Genomic DNA, 22,627 nt, shown 5'->3' with positions numbered 1-22,627 from the left:
TTTGTTCGAAGAGTACACCTCTTTTGTTTTCAAAAACAGAAAGAAGATCTTCGCTGTGGTGCTGGTACTGAACATTTTAGCACTCTTTGGGCTTTTCAGGCTTCACTTCACAACTGAGTTTTCCATTCTGATGCCTCAGAAATCCCGTCAGAAAGAGATATACGAGAAGATGAACGGTGTCTTCAAAACAGGAGAACAGCTTGTGGTGATGGTGAAGACGAGCGTCGATCCCCTGAGCAGAGAAGGAATAGATGAGATCTTTGAAATAAAGGAAAAACTCTCCTCCGTTGAAGGTGTAAAGACAGTCATACCACCCATTCCGGAGAAGTTTCCCGCTGGCTTCAGGCTAGTGGAGACAAAAAACATGTCCGAAGAGCAGTACAGAGACTTTCTAAACTATGTTGAAAACATGAAAGACTTCCTCAACGTGAGGAAAATGGAAGATGGATACTACTCCCTCTTCATGATACTTCCCAGAAACAGTGTAAATCCCGATGAAATCGAAAGTGCTCTTTCAGGATATGAACATTACCTCTCTGGAACACAGTATCTGGAAGACCAGATATTTCGCTATCTTCTGTTCATGATATTCACGCTTCCTCCACTCGCCGTTGTTCTTCTTCTGAACGTCTTCAGAGTACAACTTGGAAGGTTCAGGTACGCTATTTTATCTTTGATACCGGCGGGATTCGCCGCCCTCTGGACGCTTGGCTACGTGATGGGATGGATGGGACAGAACCTTTCCATCATCACGGTTCTGGTTCCCATATTCACCATCGTCATGGGAAGTGCCGATGGGCTTCACTTCGTCTCGCACTTTCTGGAACGAAAGAAAGAGGGAGAGAATACGTTCAACGCCATCAAAGATACTCTCGAGAGTGTTGGAAGGGCGATGATCCTCACCACACTCACCACGATGGCAGGATTTCTCTCTTTTCTCACTTTGAACTCTCAGTCCATGAAACAGATGGGACTCCTCGCCGCCGCTGGAATCGGTCTTGCGGGAATTTCAACGTGGATCGTACTTCCCGTAATACTGTCAGGAATGGAAGATGTTGAGATCAAAAAGAAGGAAAGCAGCCTGGCCCGGCTTTTTCAAAGACTTTCAAAGCGAGCGTGGATCATCACACTGGTGGTTCTTTTCGCCTTCCTTCCAGGCACATTCCTTCTGAAGGCAGACCTCAACATTCTGAAACTCTACAAAGGCTACACAAGGGTCAGAAAGAACGTGGAGAAGATAGAAGAGATCTTCGGAAGGGCTCTGCCCGTTTATGCCGTTTTCGAGTCAGAGAATCTGCTCTCTCCAGACTTTGCCCGGAAGGTCCTTTCGATGGAAGAAAAACTGAAGAGCAAAGGATACGATGCCTTTTCCGTCTACGATATCCTTGTGAAGATGAACGAACATCTCTTCAAAGAAGAAGGTTACCCGAAAATCCTTGCAAGGGCGCTGATACTCAAAAGACTTCTTCCAGAGGAGTACACGAACAACTTTCTATCCGAAAGCACAGGAAGGGCTTTCATCTTTCTGGATAACCTCGACAGAAACACTCTCGAGGAAGTGGAACACATAGTGAAAGAAAGCGGCTTTCAGGTGACGGGGCTTCCCTACATCATAAAAGAGATGAACGACTCGATCGTTCATCAGCAGGTACTTTCGGTGGTGCTTGCTGTCAGCATGGTCTTTCTCCTTCTTGTTCTGTTTCAGAGAAGTTTTGTCATTCCAGCAAAGGCGATCGTTCCTGTTCTGATCTCGCTTGTGTCTCTTTTTGGTTTCATGGGGCTTTCTGGGATTCCTCTGAACCTGATCACGGCAAACATGGCCGGAATAGTGATCGGGGTTGGAATAGATTACGCCATACATGTGACGGAGCTGTTCAGATATTACAGGGATCTGGAAAAGACGGTAAAGATCGCATCCACACCAATTCTGGCAAACGCCTTTGGTCTTTCTGTGGGGCTTTCCGCTCTGATTCTGTCACCCTTCACGTTCCACACTTATCTTGTCGCAATCATGTGGGTCACGATGACCGTGAGCTCTTTCATGAGTCTTGTGGTTTTGCCAAAACTTCTGGAGGTGAAAAGATGAGGAAAAACGAGTACACCTGCACCTTGCTCGAGCCCGGTGTATGGCACATCGCCGACTACAGGGGAGACAGTATGTACCTGGTAGTGGGAGAAGAGAAAGCCCTCCTCATAGACACCGGTATGGGAGAAGGTGACCTGAAAGGTTTCATAAGATCCATCACGGAAAAACCCATCGAAGTTGTTCTCACCCACGCCCACTGGGATCACATCATGCAGGCAAACCAGTTCGAAAAGGTGTATCTCAACCACAGGGACCTTCAGATCATAGAACTGTTCAAAATACAGGTGGATTACAAAAACTTTCTGGACGTGAGAGAGGGAGACAGTTTCGATCTTGGTGGAAGAACGCTCGAGGTGATCGAAGTCCCGGGACACACACCAGGGTCGATCGCTCTTCTGGACAGAGAAAACAGGCTGCTTTTCAGCGGGGATTCGGTGGGGGCAGGACACACCTGGATGCATCTTCCGGGATGTCTTCCACTGAGAGAGTACCTTAAAAGCCTGAAAAAACTCAGAGAGATCGACGGTTTCGAGAAGATCTACCATGGGCATCTGAGTGGCACACAGTTGAAACCTTTTGGACCAGATTATCTGGAAGACCTCATAAAGGCTGTGGAAGGTGTTATCGATGGGTCACTGAAGGGCGAGCCGTATCCCTATGGAAACTTCAAGGGTCTCTATGCAACATGCGGCACGGCAGTTCTGGTGTACAATCCAGAGAAAGTCTGAACGATTTCTATTTTTCTCTTTTCGTGAGATACTCGATCAGTAAACCCACACCGATTCCTATGAAAAGAGACGCAATGAAATAGAACACGGAATGTTTGAAAAGAATAAAACCAACTCCAAGCCCTATCAGGGCCGTTCCACCCGTGATACTCATCTTTTTCATTCTGCCCATCTCCTCTTTTGATCCAGTATCTTCATTGTACTCTCAAAATCCTTCAAAGTCCACTCAACGTTTGATCTTTTTTTCGCTGCTTCTTTTGCCAGCCTGTCAGCCTCATCGTTGCAAAAGTCTCCAGAGTGACTCTTCACCTTCTCAAAGACCACTTCAAGACCGCTCCTGCAAAACTGCTCGTAAAGGTACTTGTAAACACGCGTCACCGGCTCTTTTGTTCTGTACTCTTCCGTTGCCCACTTTTCAAGCCCTTCAAGATCGTGCCTGAGAATGAGTCTTTTTGCTCCTTTCTTCAAAGCACAGTCCATGGCAAAAAGTGCAGCCATGATCTCTCCGGCTATGTTCCTTGAGTCTTTGAACTCATCGATGTCCGTCCAGAAGTAGTACTCTTCCTTCTTTCCCCTGTAGCACAGAACCACTCCAGAACCACAGACCACATCATAACTCCCATCCACATAGGCGATCATCGTCTCTTCGTCAAGTTCCGGGCAGGTGCATTCATCTTTTCCCTCAAGATATGCCTTTGCATCCTCTATCTTCTCAAAACTTTTGTACTCTGCTCCCGGAAAGCCCTTTACCTGTTTTTCTGCCTCTTCCCAGGACTCATAGATTCCTGGTACCCTTCCTTTCCTCACAGCGTAGTATTTTTTTGCCAACTTCATCACCTCTCAAACCCATTTATACCATGTCCATTTAAAATCGATACAATTTGGAGAAATTAAGGTCCTGGATGTATAATAGACCCAGTCGTTGAAGGGGGGATTTTCCGTGGAAAAAAGAGTTCTGGGGAAAACAGGTGAAAAGCTCTCTGTGGTCGGATTCGGCGGAATCGTTGTGATGAACGAGTCCGTGGAATCTGCAAAAAAGATAGTTGCCAGAGCGATCGAGAGGGGCATAAACTACTTCGACGTTGCTCCTTCCTACGGAGACGCCGAGGAAAAACTTGGCTCAGCGCTGAAGCCTTACAGAGACCAGGTGTTTCTGGCCTGTAAAACGATGGAGAGAACAAAAGAAGGTGCCTGGAAAGAATTGAACGAATCTCTGAAGAGACTCCAGACGGATCACTTTGACCTTTATCAGTTCCATGCTGTGACCACGCTCGATGAGGTGGAGGCCATCTTTTCACCGAATGGAGCTATAGAGGCCTTTTTGAAGGCAAAAGAAGAAGGACTGATAAGGTACATCGGTTTTTCTGCTCACAGTGAGGAAGCTGCACTTTCGATGCTGGAAAGGTTCGATTTCGATACGGTGCTTTTTCCACTGAACTGGGCAAGCTGGCTGGGAAAAGGATTTGGCAAAAGACTTTACAGCAAAGCCCGGGAGAAAAACATGGGAATTCTGGCAATAAAGGCTCTGGCAAAAAGACGTCTGGAAGAAGGAGAAGAAAAACGCTGGGAAAAATGCTGGTATCATCCTGTGGATGATTTCGAAGAAGCATCCATGGCACTTCGCTTCACACTATCACTGCCCGTCACCGCAGCTGTGAGTCCAAGTCACCAGGAATTTCTCTGGTGGATGTGTCAAATCGTTGAAAATCAGGGAACGAAAATCAGCGAGGAAGAACTGCAGATACTGAAAGAAAAAGCGCAGGAACTGACACCCGTTTTCCCACTCGATCACTCTTGAGTCATCCAGTGTAATATCCTCACCAGTCTTCTTCTTGCTCTGCCGTCTTCTTCGCACCAGAAGGCAACGAACAGGGGCTGGACCTTGAGAGAGTGCCTACTTGCAAACTCTCTCACCACATCCGGCCCCTTTAGCCTGATCCCAAACCTCACTCCATCGTACCTTCCATAATTCCTCAGAAATCTGTCAAGGAGTTTTCTGTCGGACTCTTTCATCTCGATGTATTTCAAATTGCGCTATCTATTTCTGAGAGAGCCTCCTCATAAAGCTTTTCATGACGGTATTTCAGAAATCTTATGTAATGTTTCCAGGATGCGTCATGGCACGTTTTGAAGCAGTATGTAACAAGTGGCCGTGAGAAAAGAAATCCATGCTGAAATGGTGCTTTCAAAAGTCGATGACTTTTCAATCCTTTCCCTCCAAAACTATTATTTTTACGCTATTTTATCACACTGCTGTGTAACGTTAGGAGTGAAATTACACAAAATATGAAATCTCAATGAAAATCCTCTATCGCAGAACGCTTTGAAATGGGCTTTTCAAAACCAGGAAGATTTGAAAGGTCACAAAGGATCTGTTCTAATGAGGAAAGGGATGAAAATCATGAAAAGCTATCTTATACGCATTCGTGTTTCCTAGCCTTTTCAATGATTATCAAACGACCATGATGGATCTATCTGACACGAAGACCATTGCTGTGACATTCTTTGGTTGAGAGTCTTCCCTCTATCCTGAAAAATTGGATAAAATAATTTAGAAATGTTGAAAAGAAACAGGTGCCAAAAAACTCCTCTCCAGAACTTTTGAGATTATTTTCAAAGTTCCGTGAAAGGGTGAAGTTGGTATGAGAAAAGTCGTGGAAGTGTCCGGTGTCAGGAAATCCTTCGGAGAACTTCGAGTTCTCGATAAAGTTGATTTTTACGCAGAAGAGGGAGACTTCAAGGTAATCGTCGGCGAGAACGGTTCGGGAAAAAGCACACTGCTGAAAATCATGATAGGTCTCTTGCTTCCTGACGATGGGGAAGTGAAGGTTCTCGGCGTTGATGTGAAAAAGCACTGGAAGAAGCTATCTGCGAGAATAGGGGTAGTTCTTGCAAACGAGAGAAGTCTGTACTGGAAACTCACTGCCTGGGAAAACCTCGATATCTTTGGGGGTGTATATGGCGTACCGAAAAAGGTCAGAAGAGAACGAATGGAAGAACTTCTCGAAAGATTCGGTCTGTTCGAATACAAAGACAAACCCGTCGAAGAGTTTTCAACGGGTATGAGGAAAAAGTTGATGATTTGTAAAGCGCTAATTCACGATCCAGAGGTACTGTTCATCGACGAGATACTCAACGGTCTGGATCCACCGTCGGTGCGTGAAATGGTCGGTTTTTTGGATGAACGGAACAGGAGGGGATTGACTATCGTAATGATAAGTCATGTACTTCACGTTCTTCCCGAGAATGCCAGCGTTGTTCTTCTTAGAAACGGTCGTGTACAGATGGAAGTGAGATACAAAGATATCCGCAGCGAAAGAAGCGAAGTATATGAGGTGTTCGAAAACCTCATCAGGGGGCGAAATATGGATGAGGAAGATACTCCATCTGGTTCTGAAGGAAATGAAGATAAGGCTTAAATACAGGTTCGTGTGGGTGAACATGGCTCTGACTCCGTTTTTCATCATAGGGCCTTATGTGTTTTCTTCCAGAATCGCTGATGTGAACTCGCTTGCAGAGAACGTGTTGATAGGAGCCCTGCTCTGGTACTGGCTGAACCAGTACTTCTTTGGGGTGGGAGACGGATTCACAGAAGAAAGAGAAGAAGGCGCCCTCATCTCCGTGGTACTTGCTCCAATCAGTCTTTTGGCTTTTTTGTTCTCAAAAGCCGTTGACACGTTTCTAATGAACCTGTACATAACATTCTTCACATTGCTTTTCTTCTACTTTTCCGGTATAAATCTTGAGATCCATCTTTACTTTCTTCTTTTGCTGGCGGTGAGCGGTGTTTACATAACATTCTTTTCGATATTTTTCGCAGCGTTGTCGTTGTGGAAGAAGAGAATCAGAAGCATAAATTCCACTGCCCAATTCTTTTTTGGCGTCCTCTCAGGGATGGTCAATCCTGTTGAGAATTTCCCTTCTTACGTTCGACTCATCTCGTACATGATACCGCTCACCTACCTCATCTCCATAGGAAGAAGCATAATAAAAAACGGAAACATGAGTGGCTTTGTTCCCCAACTCCTGATACTGACAGGTTTGAGTTTTGCCTATCTGATCCTCGGAGTATGGTTGCTTAAAAAGGCAGAAAACGAGATTCGAAAAAAAGGAGAATGGGAATCATGGTGAGAAGTCTGTATCTTGCAAAAGCCAGTTTCCTGAGTGCGAAAAGATACAGAATAGACTGGTATGGAGCTTTCCTCACACCCCTTCTGACGATAATGCCCGTTGTCCTGCTCTATTACTTTGGCACAGAATCAGGCCTTGTACGGTTTTTCTACGGTGCGACGAACACGAAGAACATCATCGGATACCTCCTGCTAGGGGCAGCTTACTGGAACTACGTTGAGGTACTCTGGGGATCTGTCTTTGCTTTGAGGTACTACATGAGAATAGGACAGCTGGAAGAACTGTTCATCATGCCCGTGAGTTCCATAGGGTACATCCTCTCGTGGTCGGTTTTTGGTCTTGTGAAAGTTACCGTGGAGTCTGTTCCGATAATCGTCCTGGCAGTGCTGCTGAATCTGATGACCTTCAACCTGGTTGAGTTTGCCCTTGCAGCGGGTGTTGTTATTCTTTCCATAATCGCTTCTTTCGGTCTTGTCTTTCTGTTTTTTGGCATCACGTTGAGATTCAAAGAAGGGGACGAACTGGTGAGTTTGCTTGGTAATGCCGCTCCTCTGATTGGTGGTATGTTTTTTCCTGTGAATGTTCTTCCAAAAGTGCTGGAATATCTTGCATATGCTTTTCCATTTACGTGGGGGTTGGACCTCACACGCTATTTTCTCATGAAAACAAACACATTGCTTGACTTGAAAAAAGAATTCATCATCTTGATTGTTTTATCTTTACTGTACTTAGCTTTTGGCACCATTTCTTTTAAGGTACTTCAAACCAAAGGAAGGAAAAATGGGTTGCAGGGTTTTTGATGATTCTTTCACGTCCCATTGCTATATTGTTCAACAGTGGATAAGTAGCAATCACCGTGGGAATTTATCAAATGAAAATAGGTCTCGTGCAAGCGGGTGGTTTGGTGGCAGTGTTGGTGGTCGCAATCTTTCTGGAAAAGAGTGCCAGAGGCTGCTACTTTGCAAAAATTTCTGCATTATCAGAATCCGCTGATATTGATTGAAGCGGGGGAATTAGATGGAAGCCGCCGTGGTTGTGGCTTATTCTTATTTTGTCTTGAAGTTGGAGTTTGCCATTTCGAATCCCGTGATGTTTGCCTGTTCGTTTCTGATACTGGTCCTTTCCTTCATTTCCACCTCTTTCGTTTTTGCAACGCTTTTGACACTCTCAAAGAACGCCTTTTCATGGATGTCAACGATCCAGTATCCGGTGTATTTCATCTCGGGAATGCTCTTTCCGATAGACATTCTTCCAAAATGGATTCGAGTGATTTCCAGTTTCCTTCCCATAAGCTGGTCAGTTACGCTGATGAGAGATTCCTTTGAAGTTGGCAGTGCTGGAAAGGATTTGATTTTCAACGCACTTTTACTCACGCTTTTTTACTTTCTTTTAGGACATGTTCTTTTCAAAAAGATAGAAAGAAAAAGCAGAGCGGAAGGGGAGCTGGTTTGAGAAGTGAGGCTGCTCAGACATTTTTGGATTTCGTACAAAGGGGTTTCCCTGTGGCTGAACTGGAAAGCCTATGCCGCTGAAAAGATCATCAATCCGATTTTTCGGCTGCTCTTTTACTCAACACTTCTTGCATATGGATATAAAACGCTGCACGATGCGAGAGCTTTCATAATAGCAAATATCATGGCTCTGTCTTCAATAAGCGTTTTTAAAGGGCTCGGCATAATATTTTTCTCCGAGCGAGATCAGGGATCGTTGATTTTCTTCGTTGTTTCGCCTTCATCGAAATTCAAAGTAATGCTAAAAAAGATGCCTTTTCACATAATCGATGCACTGACCACGGTGATTCTGGGACTGGCTGTTTCATTTTGCTTTTTAAAACTCGATCCCTCCATTACTGCGAGCCTTTTTGCCCATATGACGATAGGTGTACTGGCTCTGAGCAGTTTCGGAATGACGGTGGCAGCTCTTGGACTGCTGATGAGAGATATCAACATGCTCCTTGGTGTTGCAGAGATGATGGTTTTCATCTTAAGCGTGCAAGTTTTCCTGTAGAAAGACTGCCCGTGTTTTTCAGATGGCTTTCACAGCTTTTGCCGCTTTCGCGTTCGGTCGAAAGCATAATATACACTCTGCAAGGATTTAAAATGAAGGCCTGGATTTCAAGTGCCTGGGAAGCATCAGTAGGTCTTGCATACCTCGTTTTGGCCTATTTCACACTGCGGTTGATTGAATTTGCAGCAAGAAAGTACGGAAACATCGATATGTATTAGCGAACATTGGTGATGGGAAGGCCTTTCTGAAAAATCTTCCAGAACACCAGGGAGGGAAAGTCATGAATCTCAGGAGTATCCAGAAAATTCTTCGCTTTTACTCTCTGATTCGAAAGCGTTTTCTGGTGCTCATAGTTATAGGTGGCTTTCTTGCAACGTCTTCGGTCGTGTTCGATTTCTTCATCCCTCTTCTTGTGAGAGATGTCATCGATGGGCTGGCCGGACTGGAACTGAGGTTAAACACGATCTACCTTCTTGGATTTCTCTATGCACTGTCTTTCGTTCTTACGTACGCTGGAGACCAGATCTACCTGAAAGCAAAGTACAGAGCCGTAGCAGATCTGTCCAGTCGCATTTTCAGCCAGTCGTTTTTCTTTCCCTGGCAAAAGCTAAAACAACAGGGCTCTGCCTACTATGCCACTCTGATAAACCATCAACTCAACGACGCATTTTTCCTGCTGGATTACGGATTTTTTCAGAACGTTCTGGTGATAATACGTAGTGTATTCATACTGGCAACCGTCTTCGTATGGAACAAAGCCTTTTTTGGCCTGTTTGTGGCAAACGCTGTGATAGTCGGTATTTATCTGAACATCATCGGCAGAGTAACCGAACGGCCGTACGCACAGATGTATGAAATTCTACGTCGTGTAACAGGTTTCATCACCGAGACGTTTGAAAACATCCACGAAGTACTTGCCGGAGAAGCTCAAAAGAAACGTCAGAAAGAGTGCGAGACGATGTATCAGCAGGTGGCGGACACCGTTTTGAAGGCAGAGCTTCCCCGCTCAAGATTCGACAAACTGATGGTGAACCTGCCGGAATATTTCACACGGCTCTTCATTCTCACCTATGGAGCATACCTTGTGATAGACGGGAAGTTGACCGTGGGAACGATATGGGCACTGTGGACATACTTTTCTTTTGTAACGGCACCACTCTACATGTTCAGAGAACTGGCTCGTGTCATAACACGAGTGTCAGCGAACCTCGATGCTGTACTTGATTATTTCGATGAAGTAAAACGGGCCGAAGAAACCTTCAAAAAACGTGAAATAAAACCCGTTCTGGGAAGCCCTGTTTACGAACTGGTGGATGTTACCTTTGGCTTCGAGCCAGGAAAACCCATTTTAAGGCAGGTCAGTTTCACGATTCAACCCCGTGAAATCGCTGCCATAGTAGGACTCTCCGGGGAAGGAAAGTCCACTCTGCTCAACATACTGCTTGGCCTGGAACAGAACTACGAAGGTGTTGTGAAACTCTTTGGAAACGATTTGAAGCAGGTAATGCCCTCGGCTGTTTTCGAACATGTTGCTTTTTATTCCCAGAACGTCGGTATATTCAACGATACACTGGAAAACAACATAGTCCTTGGAAGAGAGTACGATGAGAAAAAACTCGAAAGAATCATAAAAGAACTTGGAATAGAACATCTGAAAGGAAGAAAACTTGGAGAAGGAGGAAGCTTCGTCTCAGGAGGAGAAAAACAGAGGATACAACTTGCCAGGCTCTTCTACGCAGACAAGCCCGTCGTTGTTCTGGATGAACCTCTCACGAATCTGGATGCGATAACAGAAAAATCCTTGCTGGAGAAATTGATCGAATTTTTGAAAGAAAGAACAGCCATACTGATATCGCACAAACCGAACATCATCAGGGTTGCGAGTAAGATTATCTTCCTTGAAAACGGAAAAGTTTCGTCTGTCGGAGGGTTCGAAGAGTTGATGCAAAACAACGCAACATTCCGAAAGATAATAGAAACGTACGTGAATGAATCGAAAAGAATCGCTGATAAAGATGCCTGAAATCAATCTACAACAACTTTCCAATCCAGGGAGGATGGCGGTTGTTCAATGGCTTATGTTTCCCTCTCACAGTCTTTTGACCATCTCCTCTATGCTGATTCCATGACACGCAGCTACATCGCTCAGGATTGCCTTATCAAACGATCTGCCGGAACACTTCCCGGAAGCTTAATACCATGATCGTCACATCCTTTACGAAATGAACATGAATATACTTTGGAACATCCTCATCGAAGTGACACTTGTCCGCATCTTTTACCATCTCAAGGAACTCTTCTCAGGTATCTCCCTGGGTGAATATCGAATACCCTTCAGCTTTTGCGATGTATCCTCCGTCCTCCGATTCCATGGCGATGAAGACCATCTCCTTTTGCGTCTCCATCTTCCCAACCTCCCTGAGGAGATCACAGATTTTCAAGTACTTTCTTGAATTCCTCCACTGATATACCCGCTTCACGGATGATTTTTCTTATAAGTGACTTGGGCAAGTCTCTTGCATGAAATGGGATGGTCGTATACCTGCCATTGCTGTGCCTGTAGAACACATGACTTCCTTTTTGGCGAACACGTTGAAATCCAAGTTTCAGTAAAACCTTTTCCATAGTTTTTGGATCAACTATTGGAAGATAACTCAAGTTTCCACCTCTATCATCTCAAGAGCCACGAATTCCTGGTGATTTATTTCATCTCCTGCTTCCTCCAATACGAGTTCAAGCACCTCTTTTAAATTCCTTCTCACTTCTTCTAAGGAACTACCTACAGTATGCACACCTGGAACGTCCGGAACCATTCCAACATATTGCTTTGTTTCAGGATCGTATTCAATGATAGCTGTGAAAATTTTACGCATGTTTTTCACCCCTCATTTTTCCATCATGACAAATGATATGGCAATTTCGATTAAATTATACCAGGAAAAAGAGATTCTAAGGCTGAAACTCCGGGTTCAATTCAGGACCATATGCCTCAAGATTCTTTCCAGTCTTCTTCTCACTCTGCCGTCCTCTTCGCACCAGAAGGCAACAAACAGAGGCTGAACCTTGAGAGAGTACCTCCTTGCAAACTCCCTTACTACATCCGGGCCCTTTAGCCTGACACCAAACCTCACCCCATTGTACCTTCCGTAGTTCCTCAGAAATCTATCAAGAAGTTTTCTGTCGTGCTCTTTCATCTCGATGTATCTCAGGGCGAATCTTTCCAGTCTCTTTCTTTTCATCCTTTCAAGGGCTTTCTTCACCGCTTCTTTTCTTCCTTCAATGAAAGGATGAGCCTTCACCATTGAAACAACAAATTCCATGGTCTGGTGATCTTTTGCCATGAAATCAGCGAACGACTCAATATCTTCAAGAAGTGTATATGCTTTTTTGAGTCTTTCTTTCCTTGAAAGGAATTTTCTATCAAGAAGAGCCATGTAGGTGGCAAGAAAAAGGATTTGTCTTTCCTCTAAAATTTTTGTCTTTATTTCTCTCAATGAAGCCGAGAAATTCTCTTCTATCTTCAGTTTCACCCATTCATTTAACAGGGGTGCAGGAAAAGACAAAATGTTGGATTTTTCAAGAGCCTTTGCTATTTTTCTTAACGTTTCTCCCCTGATCTTTTGTGTTTTTCCGTTTAATATGTCGCTCAGTCTGTTTCTTGCGATACCCGTCATTTCTGAGAGGTATTTGATGGATGTGGTGTTTCTCTTCAGAAATCTCTGGAGAGATTTTGTGTTTTTGTAGAGGGAATTGTTCAATCTCAAACACAGTCTCCGTGCCTTTTTCAAGAGATCATTTGCGTTGTCTTTTAACCCTTCAGAAGCGATCACAATCAGCCTGGCAGTTTCAACAACTGCGGGGTCAAAAGTCGCCCTTTGAATCTCAAACAGTGTGTCCAGTGCATAGAATCGCGGAGCATCAAAAAAGTATCCATTCCAGTAGAGTGCTTCTTTTGCCATATTTTTAGCTTTTCCTGGATCCTTCTCCTTTGTATACCATGCCATATCGTTAAGACAGGCGATTGTTCCAGAAGGATGAGGAATCTTTTGCAGTATTTTCAGTGCTTTTTCGTAGACTTCTATCGCTTCTTTGACGTTCCCTGTTCTTGCCATATATCTTGCTTTTCCTATCAGTATAAAAGCATACGAGGTTTTCTCCAGATGATGAGTCTCTGGCTTTATTCTTCCTAAACATTCAAAAGCATTGTGTAGATACATGGAGCAATAGTTCAGAAGGTTCCCAATAAATATACTCCTGAGTTTTGGTGAAACGTTTCTCGTTCTACCGCGTAAGTGAGAGTAAAGTTTTATTCCTTCCTCGTGTTTTCCCATATAACCGAGCACGGTGAGTTTTTCTGAAAGAAGAAAGTAGCGAAAGGCGATCGAGTTGCAAGCCTTTATTGCGTTATCTATTTCTGAAAGAGCTTCCTCATAGAGTTTTTCATGACGGTATTTCAGAAATCTTATGTAATGTTTCCAGGCTGCATCGTGGCATGTTTTGAAGCAGTATGTAACAAGTGGCCGTGAGAAGAGAAATCCATACTGAAATAGTGCCTTCAAAAGTTGATGACTTTTCAATTCTTTCCCTCCAAAATTCTCATTTTACGCTATTTTATCACACTGCTGTGTAACGTTAGGAGTGAAATTACACAAAATATGAAATCTCAATGAAAATCCTCTATCGCAGAACGCTTTGAAAAGGGCTTTTCAAAATCAGGAAGATTTGGAAGGTCACAAAAGATCTGTTCTAATGAAGAAGGGGGATGAAAATCGTGAGTAAGGATCATTCTCACAATAGTTATTCTGCTTTCTCTCTTATACACGCTCGTGTTTCCCAGTCCTTCTGATGATTATCAAACGACAGTAAGGGAAAAAACTGTTGTTCACACTCTCCTGCTGGAGAAGTCACACTCGGAAGATTTAACTGTTGAAAGTCAGGGTTTCTAACCCCCGTTCTGCTATACATAAAGAATCATTTTTACTTAAGCTCACAGAAATTTTACGATCTAAAAAACAGCTCTGTAAGTCCTTTTCAAATCATTGAGGAATTTTCTTTAAAACTTGAAAACCATATAGGGTGTTTTACCATCTGCTCGGAGGGAGAAATATTGGCACCGTACAGATGTGGGAAGGTTCCTGAATTGTTGAGGAGGATTTTGATTCTGATGGCGGGACAGATGCAGGGAGCGAAATGCAAACTTTTTGAGAGAGTGTATATAATATACTTTTAGGAGAAGCGAAAAAGACCGATGGCTCAAGTGAGAGGTAAAGGATGAAAATTTGTACAAAGGACAAGAAATGGGTCATTTTGGGGGATGAAAACATGAGAACTTCTCTTCTTTATAAGGAAGAAGAGAGAATACTTCCTTCCAAAAATTTAAAAGGCAATGAAATCATCTTCATTCTAGCTTTTCCTGACATGTACAAGTATGGTTTGCCGAATCTAGGAATCCAGACTCTGTATAAAGAGCTGTATTTTAGAGATGATGTTGCTGTTGATAGGTGTTACACAGATGAAGATCAGCCTTTTTCTTTCGAATACGGTTTCAAGTTAAAAGATAGTGATTTCATAGGTATTGGTTTTCAATATGAAGGAATCGTGTTAAATGCTTTCAAAATTTTGAAAGCGGGTTCTATACCATTGATCAATCTTCTCAGAGAAGAAAATGATCCTATTATAGTAGGTGGAGGACCCATAGCTAATTATAATCCGCTGCCATTATCTCTAATTTGCGATATCATCGTCTTAGGAGAAGCGGAAGAGGTTATTCATAAAATCATAGATTTATACAAAGTTTATCGAAATGTGATAGGAAAGCGTGTGAAATTCCTGCAGGCTGTCTCTCAGATAGAAGGGGTTTACGTGCCTTGTATTCACGGTTTTTTTCAAAAGGGTGTGGTGAGACAAACCAGTCCTGTTGACATAAACGCACATCCAGCACATAGTATATTCGTTACTAAAAATACCGTTTACGAGGAAAGAGTTTTTTCTATAGAAGTGAGACGAGGATGTACCCAAAGATGCAGATTTTGTTATATGGGTCATAGGTTAAAACCACCTAGGACTTTAAGATGGGAAACATTCAAGAAAATAGTTGATCTAGCAATTGATCAGTTTAATGTGGAAATAATTAAACTCTTCTATGAAGGACTAGAAACTAGGATTGTAGAACATTATCTTGAATACATTTTAAAAAAAGGAGGAAGAGTGAGAATCGGTTCTCAGAGATTAGAAAAATTGTCGAAGCGGATAATAGAGATTGCTGCAGTTTCCGGCCAAAGAAAGATAACTGTAGCACCAGAAACGAGCGGAAGATTACGCAAAGCAATTGGTAAACATGAAATAAAGGATGAGGAAATATTGGAAGTGGTTAAAATCTCTTCTCTCTATGGCATACCAGATTTCGGTCTTTACTTTATCTTAGCCATACCTGGCGAGACATTTGAGGATTTAGATAAGATAGCAGATCTTATAATAAAGGTGCGGCATCAAATGAACAAACTAAAGAATACTGATGGGCGCTTGGAAATAGGTATAAATCCTTTATATCCTAAACCTTTCACTCCTTTCCAGTATGTGAAACTTCCGTCGCTTAAGGATATTGGAGACAGATTCCTTTACATCGTAGAGAAAGTTAAGAAAGAAGGATTTCCTGTGGTTATATCAAATGATGTTGTTGACGAAAAAGTGGAAAAAAGACAAAAAGATGAAAATGAAGATGAGTCGCTTGTAAAATTTGAAACAACGGTGTTTCATCCAATTTCTTTACTCCAACCAATGATTTCAAGGGGAGGATTAGAAATAGCTTTCTTATTGCACTATTTGCACAGCAAAAACTTCAATACTGTCAGTGATCTTGAGAATCTCCTGAATGAGTTTGGTATAAATGCAGCGTGGTACTTTGAGGAATATACTGATAAATACTGTCCTTGGAAGATCCAGAAAACTTTAATATCAGAGGATTATCTATTAAGAGAATATTCTAAGGCTTTGAATTTTATACCAACAAATGAAGAATGTAAGTTAAATTGTTCCCGATGCTCGAATCGATGTATCGATATATCGATGATCAACTATCAGGGGGGAATGTCGAATGCTTGAGGTTGTGACTTTCAGAGGGGATGAATATGGTCTTTCAGCCAGGATATTGGCTGATTTTCTCGATGAATTCAGAATCCATGAAATGTCCCCCGATAGCTTCGAAGGAAAGGAAGAGATAGAAAATGACTTCATAATCGTGTGCGATCCAAAACTGCTGACGGAGAATTTCCTGAGGAAGGCATATGAATACTCCAGAGACAGGGGCATTTACTTTGGAGTCATATCTGCCCTCTCCATCGATCTGCTGAGAGAAAAACTCGCAAATTATCAGGAACAGATCGCACTTGATCCCCAGCAGTATCTCATAATCTTGAGGAAGGAAAACAAAAGTATAAAACACAGACTTAACGCGGAAGTTTTCACGCGATACGAAAGCACGGTGAACAACTTCGACAGGATGAAGCACAAAAAGCTCTGTTTGAGCATGGTGATAGATGGAAACAGAAGGCATCTGCATCTGAGTGACGGAAAGATCTGCGGAATCAACAGAGACATCCCTCTGGAAGAGATATACAGACACTTCCCGGACTGTCAGAACTGTGAATATAAAAGGGTTTACGCTCAGGATGTCCAGGCCGAGTGTATCTTCATGGACTCGTGTTCAAGCACTCTCATTTCCACCTCAGAGAAGGGAGACTACATAAATGTCGGCATGAATTTTTTGAAGAACGCGAAAGTTCTCATCAGCTCTTATAGACCAAAGCAAGGCTATACCAGTGAGGCTCTGCTTTTCCACCATCTCATCTCTCATGGATTCGAAGCAGGAGAGGTGCTCTACATCCTGAACACGAATTCCTACAACCACTGCTCGGACTATTTCCCATACATACTCTATGGCTTTCCGAACGCAAAGGTGACCAATCCAGAAAAACTGGAAATAGACAGGCTGAGAATGGAAAAAAACGAAATAGTTGTAGATATCGACAGAATTCCTGGAATGAGGCTTCTGGAGATTCATGCAGAGAAAGACATTCTCAATGAAGTATTGAAAAGGCGGTTCTATGTGTTTTCCAACAATGAGATAAAGAAAGACGTGTTCTACTCGGTGATACCCTATCCGCTCAAAAACAGTGTCAAACTCTTTTTGTATTCCTGGGAAGAAGTGAATGGGCCATTGAGAATTATCTTTGGAGTGGGGAAAAAGCCAAGAGTAGATGTGTATTCAAAAAGATATTTCAACATGAGAAAACTGGAACTTCTGGGATTCAGGCACAAGAAGATCCAGAATCAGGTTCACGATTACTTCTCGAAGATAAACGAGCAGACGGAGGTTCTGGATGAAGCAAACAGAAACCTGAAGAACTTCGATCTGCACAGATTGAATAAGAATCTGTCGATGGTGGAGGAAAGAATCTATAAATTCCTAGCTGATCATCTTCTTTCACAGAATCCGAAGTTCTTCATAGAGGTGTACGGCGAAAACATGACGATCAGATGCGCAGAAGAAGACCTTCACAAAATCACCAGGTGTCCGTACTGCGGTAATTACCTATCGATAAAGGAGAGCGAAAACACTCTCGTACCTGTGAAAAGATACTCTGGATTTTGCAGCAACTGTCACAACGTTTTTGACACCGAGAGCGTTCAGCCCCCGAAGTATCCTGAGATAGCCCTTGTTCACGAGCAACCCGACAGAAAGATCTTCTCCGTGAAAGTCTGGAACGAAAATGCCCACACCACGAACAACCTGGTGTGTTTCAACCTGTGGTGTGAAAACAGAAGCGAGATGGAGAATATTTACTTGAGCAGAGATTTTCAGATCTTTCCGCTTGAGCCTGGTGGGGAGGAAAAGTTCGAAGTCGAGGTGGCCCTGAAAGAGACGGATCAGAGAATCAACAAGACCTACTGCCTTTATGTTTACTGGTTTGAAGACTTCAATCTCAGTGTCAGCACCTACACCTTCAGATTGAAGAACGTATAGAGGGGGTGAAAGGGGTTGAACAGAAACCTCCTTCTTTTCGCCGCCGGTTCGTTCGTTTCGCTGATCGGCACCAGGATCTATCAGGTTGCGCTGGCGTGGTGGCTCTACTCGAAAACCGGCTCGAGCGAATACGTGGGCCTCTTCATGATATCCTCTTTTCTTCCTGCCATAATAGTGAGTCCCTTCGCTGGAACGGTGGTGGACAGGCACAGCAGAAGAAACATGATGGTCGTTATGGATCTTCTCAGAGGAGTTCTGTTTATGAGTCTGTTTCTCATGGAGTACCTCTCAGAGTTAACGATGGCGCTTCTTTTGATCGTCACCGTCCTTGTCTCTGTGTTCGATTCTTTCTTCAATCCAGCAGTTGATTCCCTGCTTCCCGATCTGGTCAGAAAAGAAAACCTGGTCAGAGCGAATTCACTCTACAGGTTGCTGAAGAACCTCTCAAAAATACTTGGACCTGCCCTTGGAAGCTTCCTTCTGAAGGTAGTGGGACTTGCAGGAGTGATTCTCATAAATTCTCTGTCCTTTTTGATCTCAGGAATCTTTGAGATGTTCATAAAGGTTGAAGAAAAGCATCTGAAGAAAGTATCAAAAGAAAGGAAGATGTGGCAGGACATAAAATCTGCTCTTTTGTACATAAGATCGGTGAGGTTCATCCTGGTGACGATACTGGTCATTGCCATCATGAACTTCTTCACAGGTTCAATGCACGTTCTGCTACCTGAGCACGTCTCGAAACTGGGAAAGAGCGAGTGGGTTTATGGAACGTTGATGAGTATGCTGTCGTTTGGAGGGCTGATTGTTACATTTCTGATGGCAACGATAAAAACAAGAGCCAGTGCGAAAACCCTGGGTTTGAATCTGATGGGATACGGGCTGGCTGTTTTCGTGTTTGCCATGACGGGTAACCATTGGCTTATGTTTGCCATGTATTTCCTCATTGGAATCTTTCAAACCCTTTTCAACATAAACGTTATCACACTGCTTCAACTGGCAATACCTGAGGAAATGAGAGGAAAGATCTTTTCTCTGATCTCAGCCGTATCTTTCTCGCTACTGCCCGTTTCCTATGGTTTCTTTGGATTTCTTTCCAGTTACGTTGCAACGGCGCACATCTTCATAACCACTTCCATGGCGCTCATCGCAGGAGGTGTGTTGATTTCTCTTCAGAGGTTTGAGGGGTGAGCGGTTGAGATATTAAAATTGAGTGTAATCAAAAGACCGTGATACCAAACATTCCTTTCAGCCCTGGAACAATTTGGCAAGTAAAAAACAAAAAGCCCGGTCATTTCGACCGGGCTGTCCTATTCATTCAACGTACAGCAAGATAGAGCGGTCTATTCTTCTTCGTTCCACAAGTGGTAAAAAGAGACGAACAAGTTCTTCTTCTGTCTCATTGTCGATGGGAACACGGTTTACAACACGAAACGTCATAATCCAGGCTCTGAGGCCTTCTTCTCCGTCTTCTAAAATGCCGTAGAAAGGTGAGTCCGTTCCAGGTATGTGCCCTCTGATGGTCGTACCAAGCCCTGTAAGCTCTTCAAACGTTCCTTCTTTTGCTACAAAAGTGTACTCTCTGCCGTCTGTACCCTTCACAGTTTTCCTTATCACCACAATCACCTCCTCATTCGACCGTTCTGAGATCACTCTCGTTTTTTCCAATTCCAAAACTATGGTATCATTAAGAAAAAACAAACAACGGACGATGGGGGGGCGCCGCAAGAAGTGTCTTCAATGTGGTTTGCAGTTCTTTCATCGAATGAGGTGAGGAGAAAACCCGTTGGAGTTAGGCGACTCGGGAGAGACCTGGTGTTCTGGAGGGACAGCTTGGGAAAAGTCTACGCCCTGGAAGACTTCTGCGTGCACCGGAGGGCTAGGCTCTCAGCGGGGAAGGTTATAAACGATAGAATCCAGTGCCCCTTTCACGGGTTTGAGTACGACGGTAACGGCAGGGTGAGGCTTATACCGGCCCTCGGGAAGAACTACAAAGTTCCTGATAGATTTAGGGTTAATTCATACCCGGTTTACGAAAAAAATAACATAATATGGCTCTGGTTCGGAGAAGGAGAGCCAGAGAAGGAGCCAAAGTTCTTCGATGATATAGATGAGGACTTCGCTTATGCGGAGTTCAGGGAGCTCTGGAACGTCCCGTTCCCGAGGGCGGTTGAGAACCAGCTCGACGTCATGCACCTACCTTTCGTCCACAGAACCACCATAGGCCGGGGAAACAGGACCCTGGTCCACGGCCCCGTCGTCAAGTGGATAGACGAAGACAGTTTCATTTTTTACGTGTTCAACGAGGTCGATAGGGGGCAGAGGGTCAAAAGACCCGAGGAACTCAGCGGGGAGGAGTCGAGGGTTTACCTTGAGTTCATATTTCCCAACCTCTGGCAGAACCACATAAGTGAAGGTACGAGAGTGGTAGCCTTTTTTGTTCCCGTGGACAGGCAGAAAACCATGATATACCTCCGCTTTTACGTGAAAATGACGGGATTGAAACCCGTTGATTCCATCATAGCCCGTTTAAGCATGCCCTTAAACAGGATAATCCTCCACCAGGATAGGAGAGTTGTGGAGACCCAGGAGAGGGACATAAGGAAAGATGTCCTCGTCCAGGGTGACCTGCCCATAATGGAGTTTCGCAAAAGGCTTTATAAGGAAAAGAAACTGATTGATTTCCTGTTTGGTGGAGGTCAGTGAGATGTCCGGAGTGAAAACCTATGACCCGACTTCATGGAGACCAAAGCACCTTGACCTCCTGCTTTCAGCTGTAATAGCCTTCTCTCTCCCTGCTGTGGCGGGATGGCTCTATGATCTGAGCGGGGTCCTCATTCCCATGCTTATCTACTACTCCCTCGCCTGGGGCCTTGTGAAGCTGAGAAGAGGCGTTGTAGGCTATGGAACACCCTTCCCGAAAAAGCCTCCCAAGTGGTTCTATGTGAACGTCCTTGTAATACTCACGGCCCTATTCTTTGCCTACCAGGCACGGATTAGAGTTGAGGAAGTTGACCGGTTTGGTGTTCTCCTTACGGCACTTTTGTGGGCTCCGGTGAATGCTTCGACCGAACAGATACTCTGGCTCTACCTGTTTGATTCATGGGACCTGTACCCTGAAAAACCCAGGCTCAGATATCGCCTTGCAGGCCTGGTGTTCTTCGCCGCCTTCGTGGGGCTAATACACACGATGTTCTGGACAAAGTTCCTCCATGTAGCAAGTCCCGAGGGATTCTTTGGGGTGGCGTTTGTGCTGATGACGACCATTTCAGGGTTCATCCACATAGTGGTATGGCGTCAGTCCGGAAACATGGTTTTCACGTTCATACCACACTTTCTTCTGAACCTCGGCCCGCTCTTCTGGACGGGCTATAGCATAGTACCATACCTGTGGAGGTGAGAACCTGCGTCTCTGGTCGCTCCACCCAAAATACCTTGACGCCAAAGGGCTCGTGGCACTCTGGAGGGAAAGTTTACTGGCTAAAAAAGTGCTCGAAGGAAAGACCAGGGGGTACAGAAACCACCCGCAGCTTGAACGTTTTAAAAACCATTCAGAGCCGTTAAAGGCCATAAACGCCTACCTCTTTGAGGTATGGAGGGAAGCGGAAAGGAGGGGCTACCGCTTTGACATCAGGAAGATAGAGGTAGTGGAACTCAAGGAAAAGATCCCGGTCACGAAGGGCCAACTTGAATATGAGTTTCACCACCTCCTCAAGAAACTTCAGAAAAGAGATCCAGAGCGATATGAAACATTGAAAAGCGAAAAGGATATCCACGCCAGTCCTGTGTTTCTGATCATCGAGGGAAAAGTAGAACACTGGGAAAAAGGAGTCTTCCCTTGAATGGATACGAACCTTTTCTGGTTTACCCCGTTCTCATGCCTTCGTTTTCTTTCACTGGATACAGTCATATCCTTTTCTATCCACGAACACTTAAGGCAAGAACCCATAAAAACAAAATAACCCGGCCAAAACGGCCGGGCTGTTCATATCGATCTGGTAGCGGGGGTGGGATTTGAACCCACGACCTTTGGGTTATGAGCCCAACGAGCTGCCAGACTGCTCCACCCCGCACCGTCTAATCCCGTTTTTATAATATAGCATCACCCCGTTAGGTTGTCAAGAGGGAGAAACTCTTGAAAGGTTTCCCCAATGTATGATAAAATAATCAACGAACGAGCGGGTGTAGCTCAGCTGGTAGAGCACCAGCTTCCCAAGCTGGGGGTCGCGGGTTCGAATCCCGTCGCCCGCTCCACAACCCGGCACATGCCGGGGTATGTTTTTGTGGTATAATCATCCTTGACCCCAGTCTGGGGAAGAACCTGGGCTGGCGGAGACTGATAAAATGGAGGTGTTCGGTGGTGTCTCTCGACCCTGAAAAGAAAAACGAAATCATCAAGGAATTCCAGATCCACGAGAACGACACAGGATCCGTTGAGGTGCAGATCGCTCTTCTCACTGCGAGGATCAAACATTTGACAGAGCACCTGAGAAAGCATCCAAAGGATTTCCACTCCAGAAGAGGACTCATGAAGATGATCGGAAGAAGAAGAAAAATGTTGAAGTACCTGAGACACAAGAAACCGGAAGTTTATCGAGAACTCATCGCCAAGTTAGGAATCAGGAAATAAAATTCTAAGGAGGGGGAAGCGGGCTT

The 22,627-nt window shown here is 44.2% G+C and carries 23 protein-coding genes, 2 tRNA genes and 2 pseudogenes; 18 read left to right on the top strand and 9 right to left on the bottom strand.

Features of this window, described 5'->3' with window-relative positions:
• Position 1 precedes the first annotated feature (1 nt).
• Both MC24_RS05135 and MC24_RS05130 read left to right on the top strand, forming a co-directional pair.
• On the top strand, positions 2 to 2,086 hold the full coding sequence (locus MC24_RS05135; RefSeq protein ID WP_008195327.1) for an efflux RND transporter permease subunit: 2,085 nt from the start codon (positions 2 to 4) through the stop codon (positions 2,084 to 2,086).
• The gene (locus MC24_RS05130; protein WP_008195326.1) at positions 2,083 to 2,814 is read left to right on the top strand and encodes an MBL fold metallo-hydrolase; all 732 of its coding nucleotides are present in this window, start codon (positions 2,083 to 2,085) and stop codon (positions 2,812 to 2,814) included. The genes MC24_RS05135 and MC24_RS05130 overlap by 4 nt, the downstream gene beginning before the upstream one ends.
• A 7-nt stretch (positions 2,815 to 2,821) precedes the next feature.
• Here the strand turns inward: MC24_RS05130 and MC24_RS05125 are convergent, their stop codons facing one another.
• A complete protein-coding gene (locus MC24_RS05125; RefSeq protein ID WP_008195324.1) occupies positions 2,822 to 2,977 on the bottom strand; it encodes a hypothetical protein in 156 nt (51 codons plus the stop codon).
• On the bottom strand, positions 2,974 to 3,642 hold the full coding sequence (locus tag MC24_RS05120) for a ribonuclease H1 domain-containing protein (protein WP_038053131.1): 669 nt from the start codon (positions 3,640 to 3,642) through the stop codon (positions 2,974 to 2,976). Before MC24_RS05120 ends, MC24_RS05125 begins: the two co-directional genes overlap by 4 nt.
• 112 nt (positions 3,643 to 3,754) lie before the next feature.
• On the opposite strand from MC24_RS05120, the gene MC24_RS05115 reads away from it, so the two are divergent.
• Positions 3,755 to 4,612, top strand: coding sequence for an aldo/keto reductase (locus tag MC24_RS05115; RefSeq protein ID WP_008195317.1), 858 nt, complete (start codon positions 3,755 to 3,757; stop codon positions 4,610 to 4,612).
• Here the strand turns inward: MC24_RS05115 and MC24_RS05110 are convergent.
• Positions 4,603 to 4,842, bottom strand: a pseudogene (locus MC24_RS05110) (hypothetical protein); the annotation flags it as partial. The gene MC24_RS05115 and the pseudogene MC24_RS05110 overlap by 10 nt on opposite strands.
• Before the next feature lie 614 nt (positions 4,843 to 5,456).
• Here MC24_RS05110 and MC24_RS05100 point away from each other — a divergent pair.
• The 7 genes from MC24_RS05100 (at position 5,457) to MC24_RS05075 (ending at position 10,975) form a co-directional block, all read left to right on the top strand.
• Positions 5,457 to 6,233, top strand: coding sequence for an ABC transporter ATP-binding protein (locus MC24_RS05100; protein ID WP_038053128.1), 777 nt, complete (start codon positions 5,457 to 5,459; stop codon positions 6,231 to 6,233).
• Entirely contained in the window at positions 6,184 to 6,945 is a 762-nt protein-coding gene (locus tag MC24_RS05095; protein WP_008195309.1) for an ABC transporter permease, read from the top strand. Before MC24_RS05100 ends, MC24_RS05095 begins: the two co-directional genes overlap by 50 nt.
• On the top strand, positions 6,939 to 7,745 hold the full coding sequence (locus MC24_RS05090; RefSeq protein WP_004079915.1) for an ABC transporter permease: 807 nt from the start codon (positions 6,939 to 6,941) through the stop codon (positions 7,743 to 7,745). The genes MC24_RS05095 and MC24_RS05090 overlap by 7 nt, the downstream gene beginning before the upstream one ends.
• Positions 7,746 to 7,816: 71 nt before the next feature.
• Positions 7,817 to 7,948: a hypothetical protein gene (locus MC24_RS09970; protein ID WP_008195306.1), complete on the top strand. Its 132-nt coding sequence runs from the start codon at positions 7,817 to 7,819 to the stop codon at positions 7,946 to 7,948.
• Between the two features lie 14 nt (positions 7,949 to 7,962).
• Positions 7,963 to 8,397, top strand: a complete 435-nt coding sequence (locus tag MC24_RS05085; protein WP_004079914.1) for an ABC transporter permease — start codon at positions 7,963 to 7,965, stop codon at positions 8,395 to 8,397.
• A gap of 3 nt (positions 8,398 to 8,400) precedes the next feature.
• On the top strand, positions 8,401 to 8,952 hold the full coding sequence (locus MC24_RS09425; RefSeq protein WP_231556574.1) for a heme exporter protein CcmB: 552 nt from the start codon (positions 8,401 to 8,403) through the stop codon (positions 8,950 to 8,952).
• Between the two features lie 280 nt (positions 8,953 to 9,232).
• Positions 9,233 to 10,975, top strand: coding sequence for an ABC transporter ATP-binding protein (locus MC24_RS05075; protein WP_038053126.1), 1,743 nt, complete (start codon positions 9,233 to 9,235; stop codon positions 10,973 to 10,975).
• Between the two features lie 136 nt (positions 10,976 to 11,111).
• Here the strand turns inward: MC24_RS05075 and MC24_RS05070 are convergent.
• The 4 genes and pseudogenes from MC24_RS05070 to MC24_RS05055 all read right to left on the bottom strand — a co-directional run bounded on the left by MC24_RS05070 (position 11,112) and on the right by MC24_RS05055 (position 13,529).
• A pseudogene (locus MC24_RS05070) lies at positions 11,112 to 11,357 on the bottom strand (type II toxin-antitoxin system HicB family antitoxin).
• Positions 11,358 to 11,379: 22 nt separating this feature from the next.
• Positions 11,380 to 11,610 carry a type II toxin-antitoxin system HicA family toxin gene (locus tag MC24_RS05065; protein WP_038053122.1) on the bottom strand — a complete coding sequence of 77 codons (231 nt, stop codon included), beginning with the start codon at positions 11,608 to 11,610 and terminating at the stop codon, positions 11,380 to 11,382.
• A complete protein-coding gene (locus MC24_RS05060) occupies positions 11,607 to 11,825 on the bottom strand; it encodes a type II toxin-antitoxin system HicB family antitoxin (RefSeq protein WP_004083352.1) in 219 nt (72 codons plus the stop codon). Before MC24_RS05060 ends, MC24_RS05065 begins: the two co-directional genes overlap by 4 nt.
• A gap of 96 nt (positions 11,826 to 11,921) precedes the next feature.
• The gene (locus MC24_RS05055) at positions 11,922 to 13,529 is read right to left on the bottom strand and encodes a helix-turn-helix domain-containing protein (RefSeq protein ID WP_038053119.1); all 1,608 of its coding nucleotides are present in this window, start codon (positions 13,527 to 13,529) and stop codon (positions 11,922 to 11,924) included.
• A 745-nt stretch (positions 13,530 to 14,274) separates the two neighbouring features.
• On the opposite strand from MC24_RS05055, the gene MC24_RS05050 reads away from it, so the two are divergent.
• From MC24_RS05050 to MC24_RS05040, 3 genes are read left to right on the top strand one after another with little or no spacing between them, the layout of a single operon-like run.
• Positions 14,275 to 16,053 (top strand): radical SAM protein, encoded by a 1,779-nt coding sequence (locus MC24_RS05050; RefSeq protein WP_038053565.1) that lies wholly within the window; start codon positions 14,275 to 14,277, stop codon positions 16,051 to 16,053.
• Positions 16,046 to 17,974 (top strand): hypothetical protein, encoded by a 1,929-nt coding sequence (locus MC24_RS05045; protein WP_038053116.1) that lies wholly within the window; start codon positions 16,046 to 16,048, stop codon positions 17,972 to 17,974. The genes MC24_RS05050 and MC24_RS05045 overlap by 8 nt, the downstream gene beginning before the upstream one ends.
• A 15-nt stretch (positions 17,975 to 17,989) precedes the next feature.
• Positions 17,990 to 19,162: an MFS transporter gene (locus MC24_RS05040; protein WP_038053113.1), complete on the top strand. Its 1,173-nt coding sequence runs from the start codon at positions 17,990 to 17,992 to the stop codon at positions 19,160 to 19,162.
• A gap of 123 nt (positions 19,163 to 19,285) precedes the next feature.
• Here the strand turns inward: MC24_RS05040 and MC24_RS05035 are convergent, their stop codons facing one another.
• Positions 19,286 to 19,588: a hypothetical protein gene (locus MC24_RS05035; protein WP_235280302.1), complete on the bottom strand. Its 303-nt coding sequence runs from the start codon at positions 19,586 to 19,588 to the stop codon at positions 19,286 to 19,288.
• A 123-nt stretch (positions 19,589 to 19,711) separates the two neighbouring features.
• Between MC24_RS05035 and MC24_RS05030 the strand changes: the two genes are divergently transcribed.
• From MC24_RS05030 to MC24_RS05020, 3 genes are read left to right on the top strand one after another with little or no spacing between them, the layout of a single operon-like run.
• On the top strand, positions 19,712 to 20,677 hold the full coding sequence (locus MC24_RS05030; RefSeq protein ID WP_012311161.1) for an aromatic ring-hydroxylating oxygenase subunit alpha: 966 nt from the start codon (positions 19,712 to 19,714) through the stop codon (positions 20,675 to 20,677).
• Position 20,678: 1 nt separating this feature from the next.
• Entirely contained in the window at positions 20,679 to 21,371 is a 693-nt protein-coding gene (locus MC24_RS05025; RefSeq protein WP_004081539.1) for a hypothetical protein, read from the top strand.
• A gap of 4 nt (positions 21,372 to 21,375) precedes the next feature.
• Entirely contained in the window at positions 21,376 to 21,813 is a 438-nt protein-coding gene (locus MC24_RS05020; RefSeq protein ID WP_012896509.1) for a pyrimidine dimer DNA glycosylase/endonuclease V, read from the top strand.
• A 154-nt stretch (positions 21,814 to 21,967) separates the two neighbouring features.
• Here MC24_RS05020 and MC24_RS05015 read toward each other — a convergent pair.
• Positions 21,968 to 22,044: transfer RNA gene (locus MC24_RS05015), tRNA-Met, on the bottom strand.
• Positions 22,045 to 22,149: 105 nt separating this feature from the next.
• On the opposite strand from MC24_RS05015, the gene MC24_RS05010 reads away from it, so the two are divergent.
• Positions 22,150 to 22,225, top strand: a tRNA-Gly gene (locus MC24_RS05010).
• A 106-nt stretch (positions 22,226 to 22,331) separates the two neighbouring features.
• A complete protein-coding gene (gene rpsO / locus MC24_RS05005; RefSeq protein ID WP_008195245.1) occupies positions 22,332 to 22,601 on the top strand; it encodes a 30S ribosomal protein S15 in 270 nt (89 codons plus the stop codon).
• Positions 22,602 to 22,627: the final 26 nt, after the last annotated feature.

It is taken from the genome of Thermotoga sp. Mc24 (assembly GCF_000784835.1).
Lineage (GTDB): Bacteria > Thermotogota > Thermotogae > Thermotogales > Thermotogaceae > Thermotoga.
Note: the sequence above shows the minus strand (reverse complement) of the source record. Positions and strands in the feature narration are given on the sequence as shown.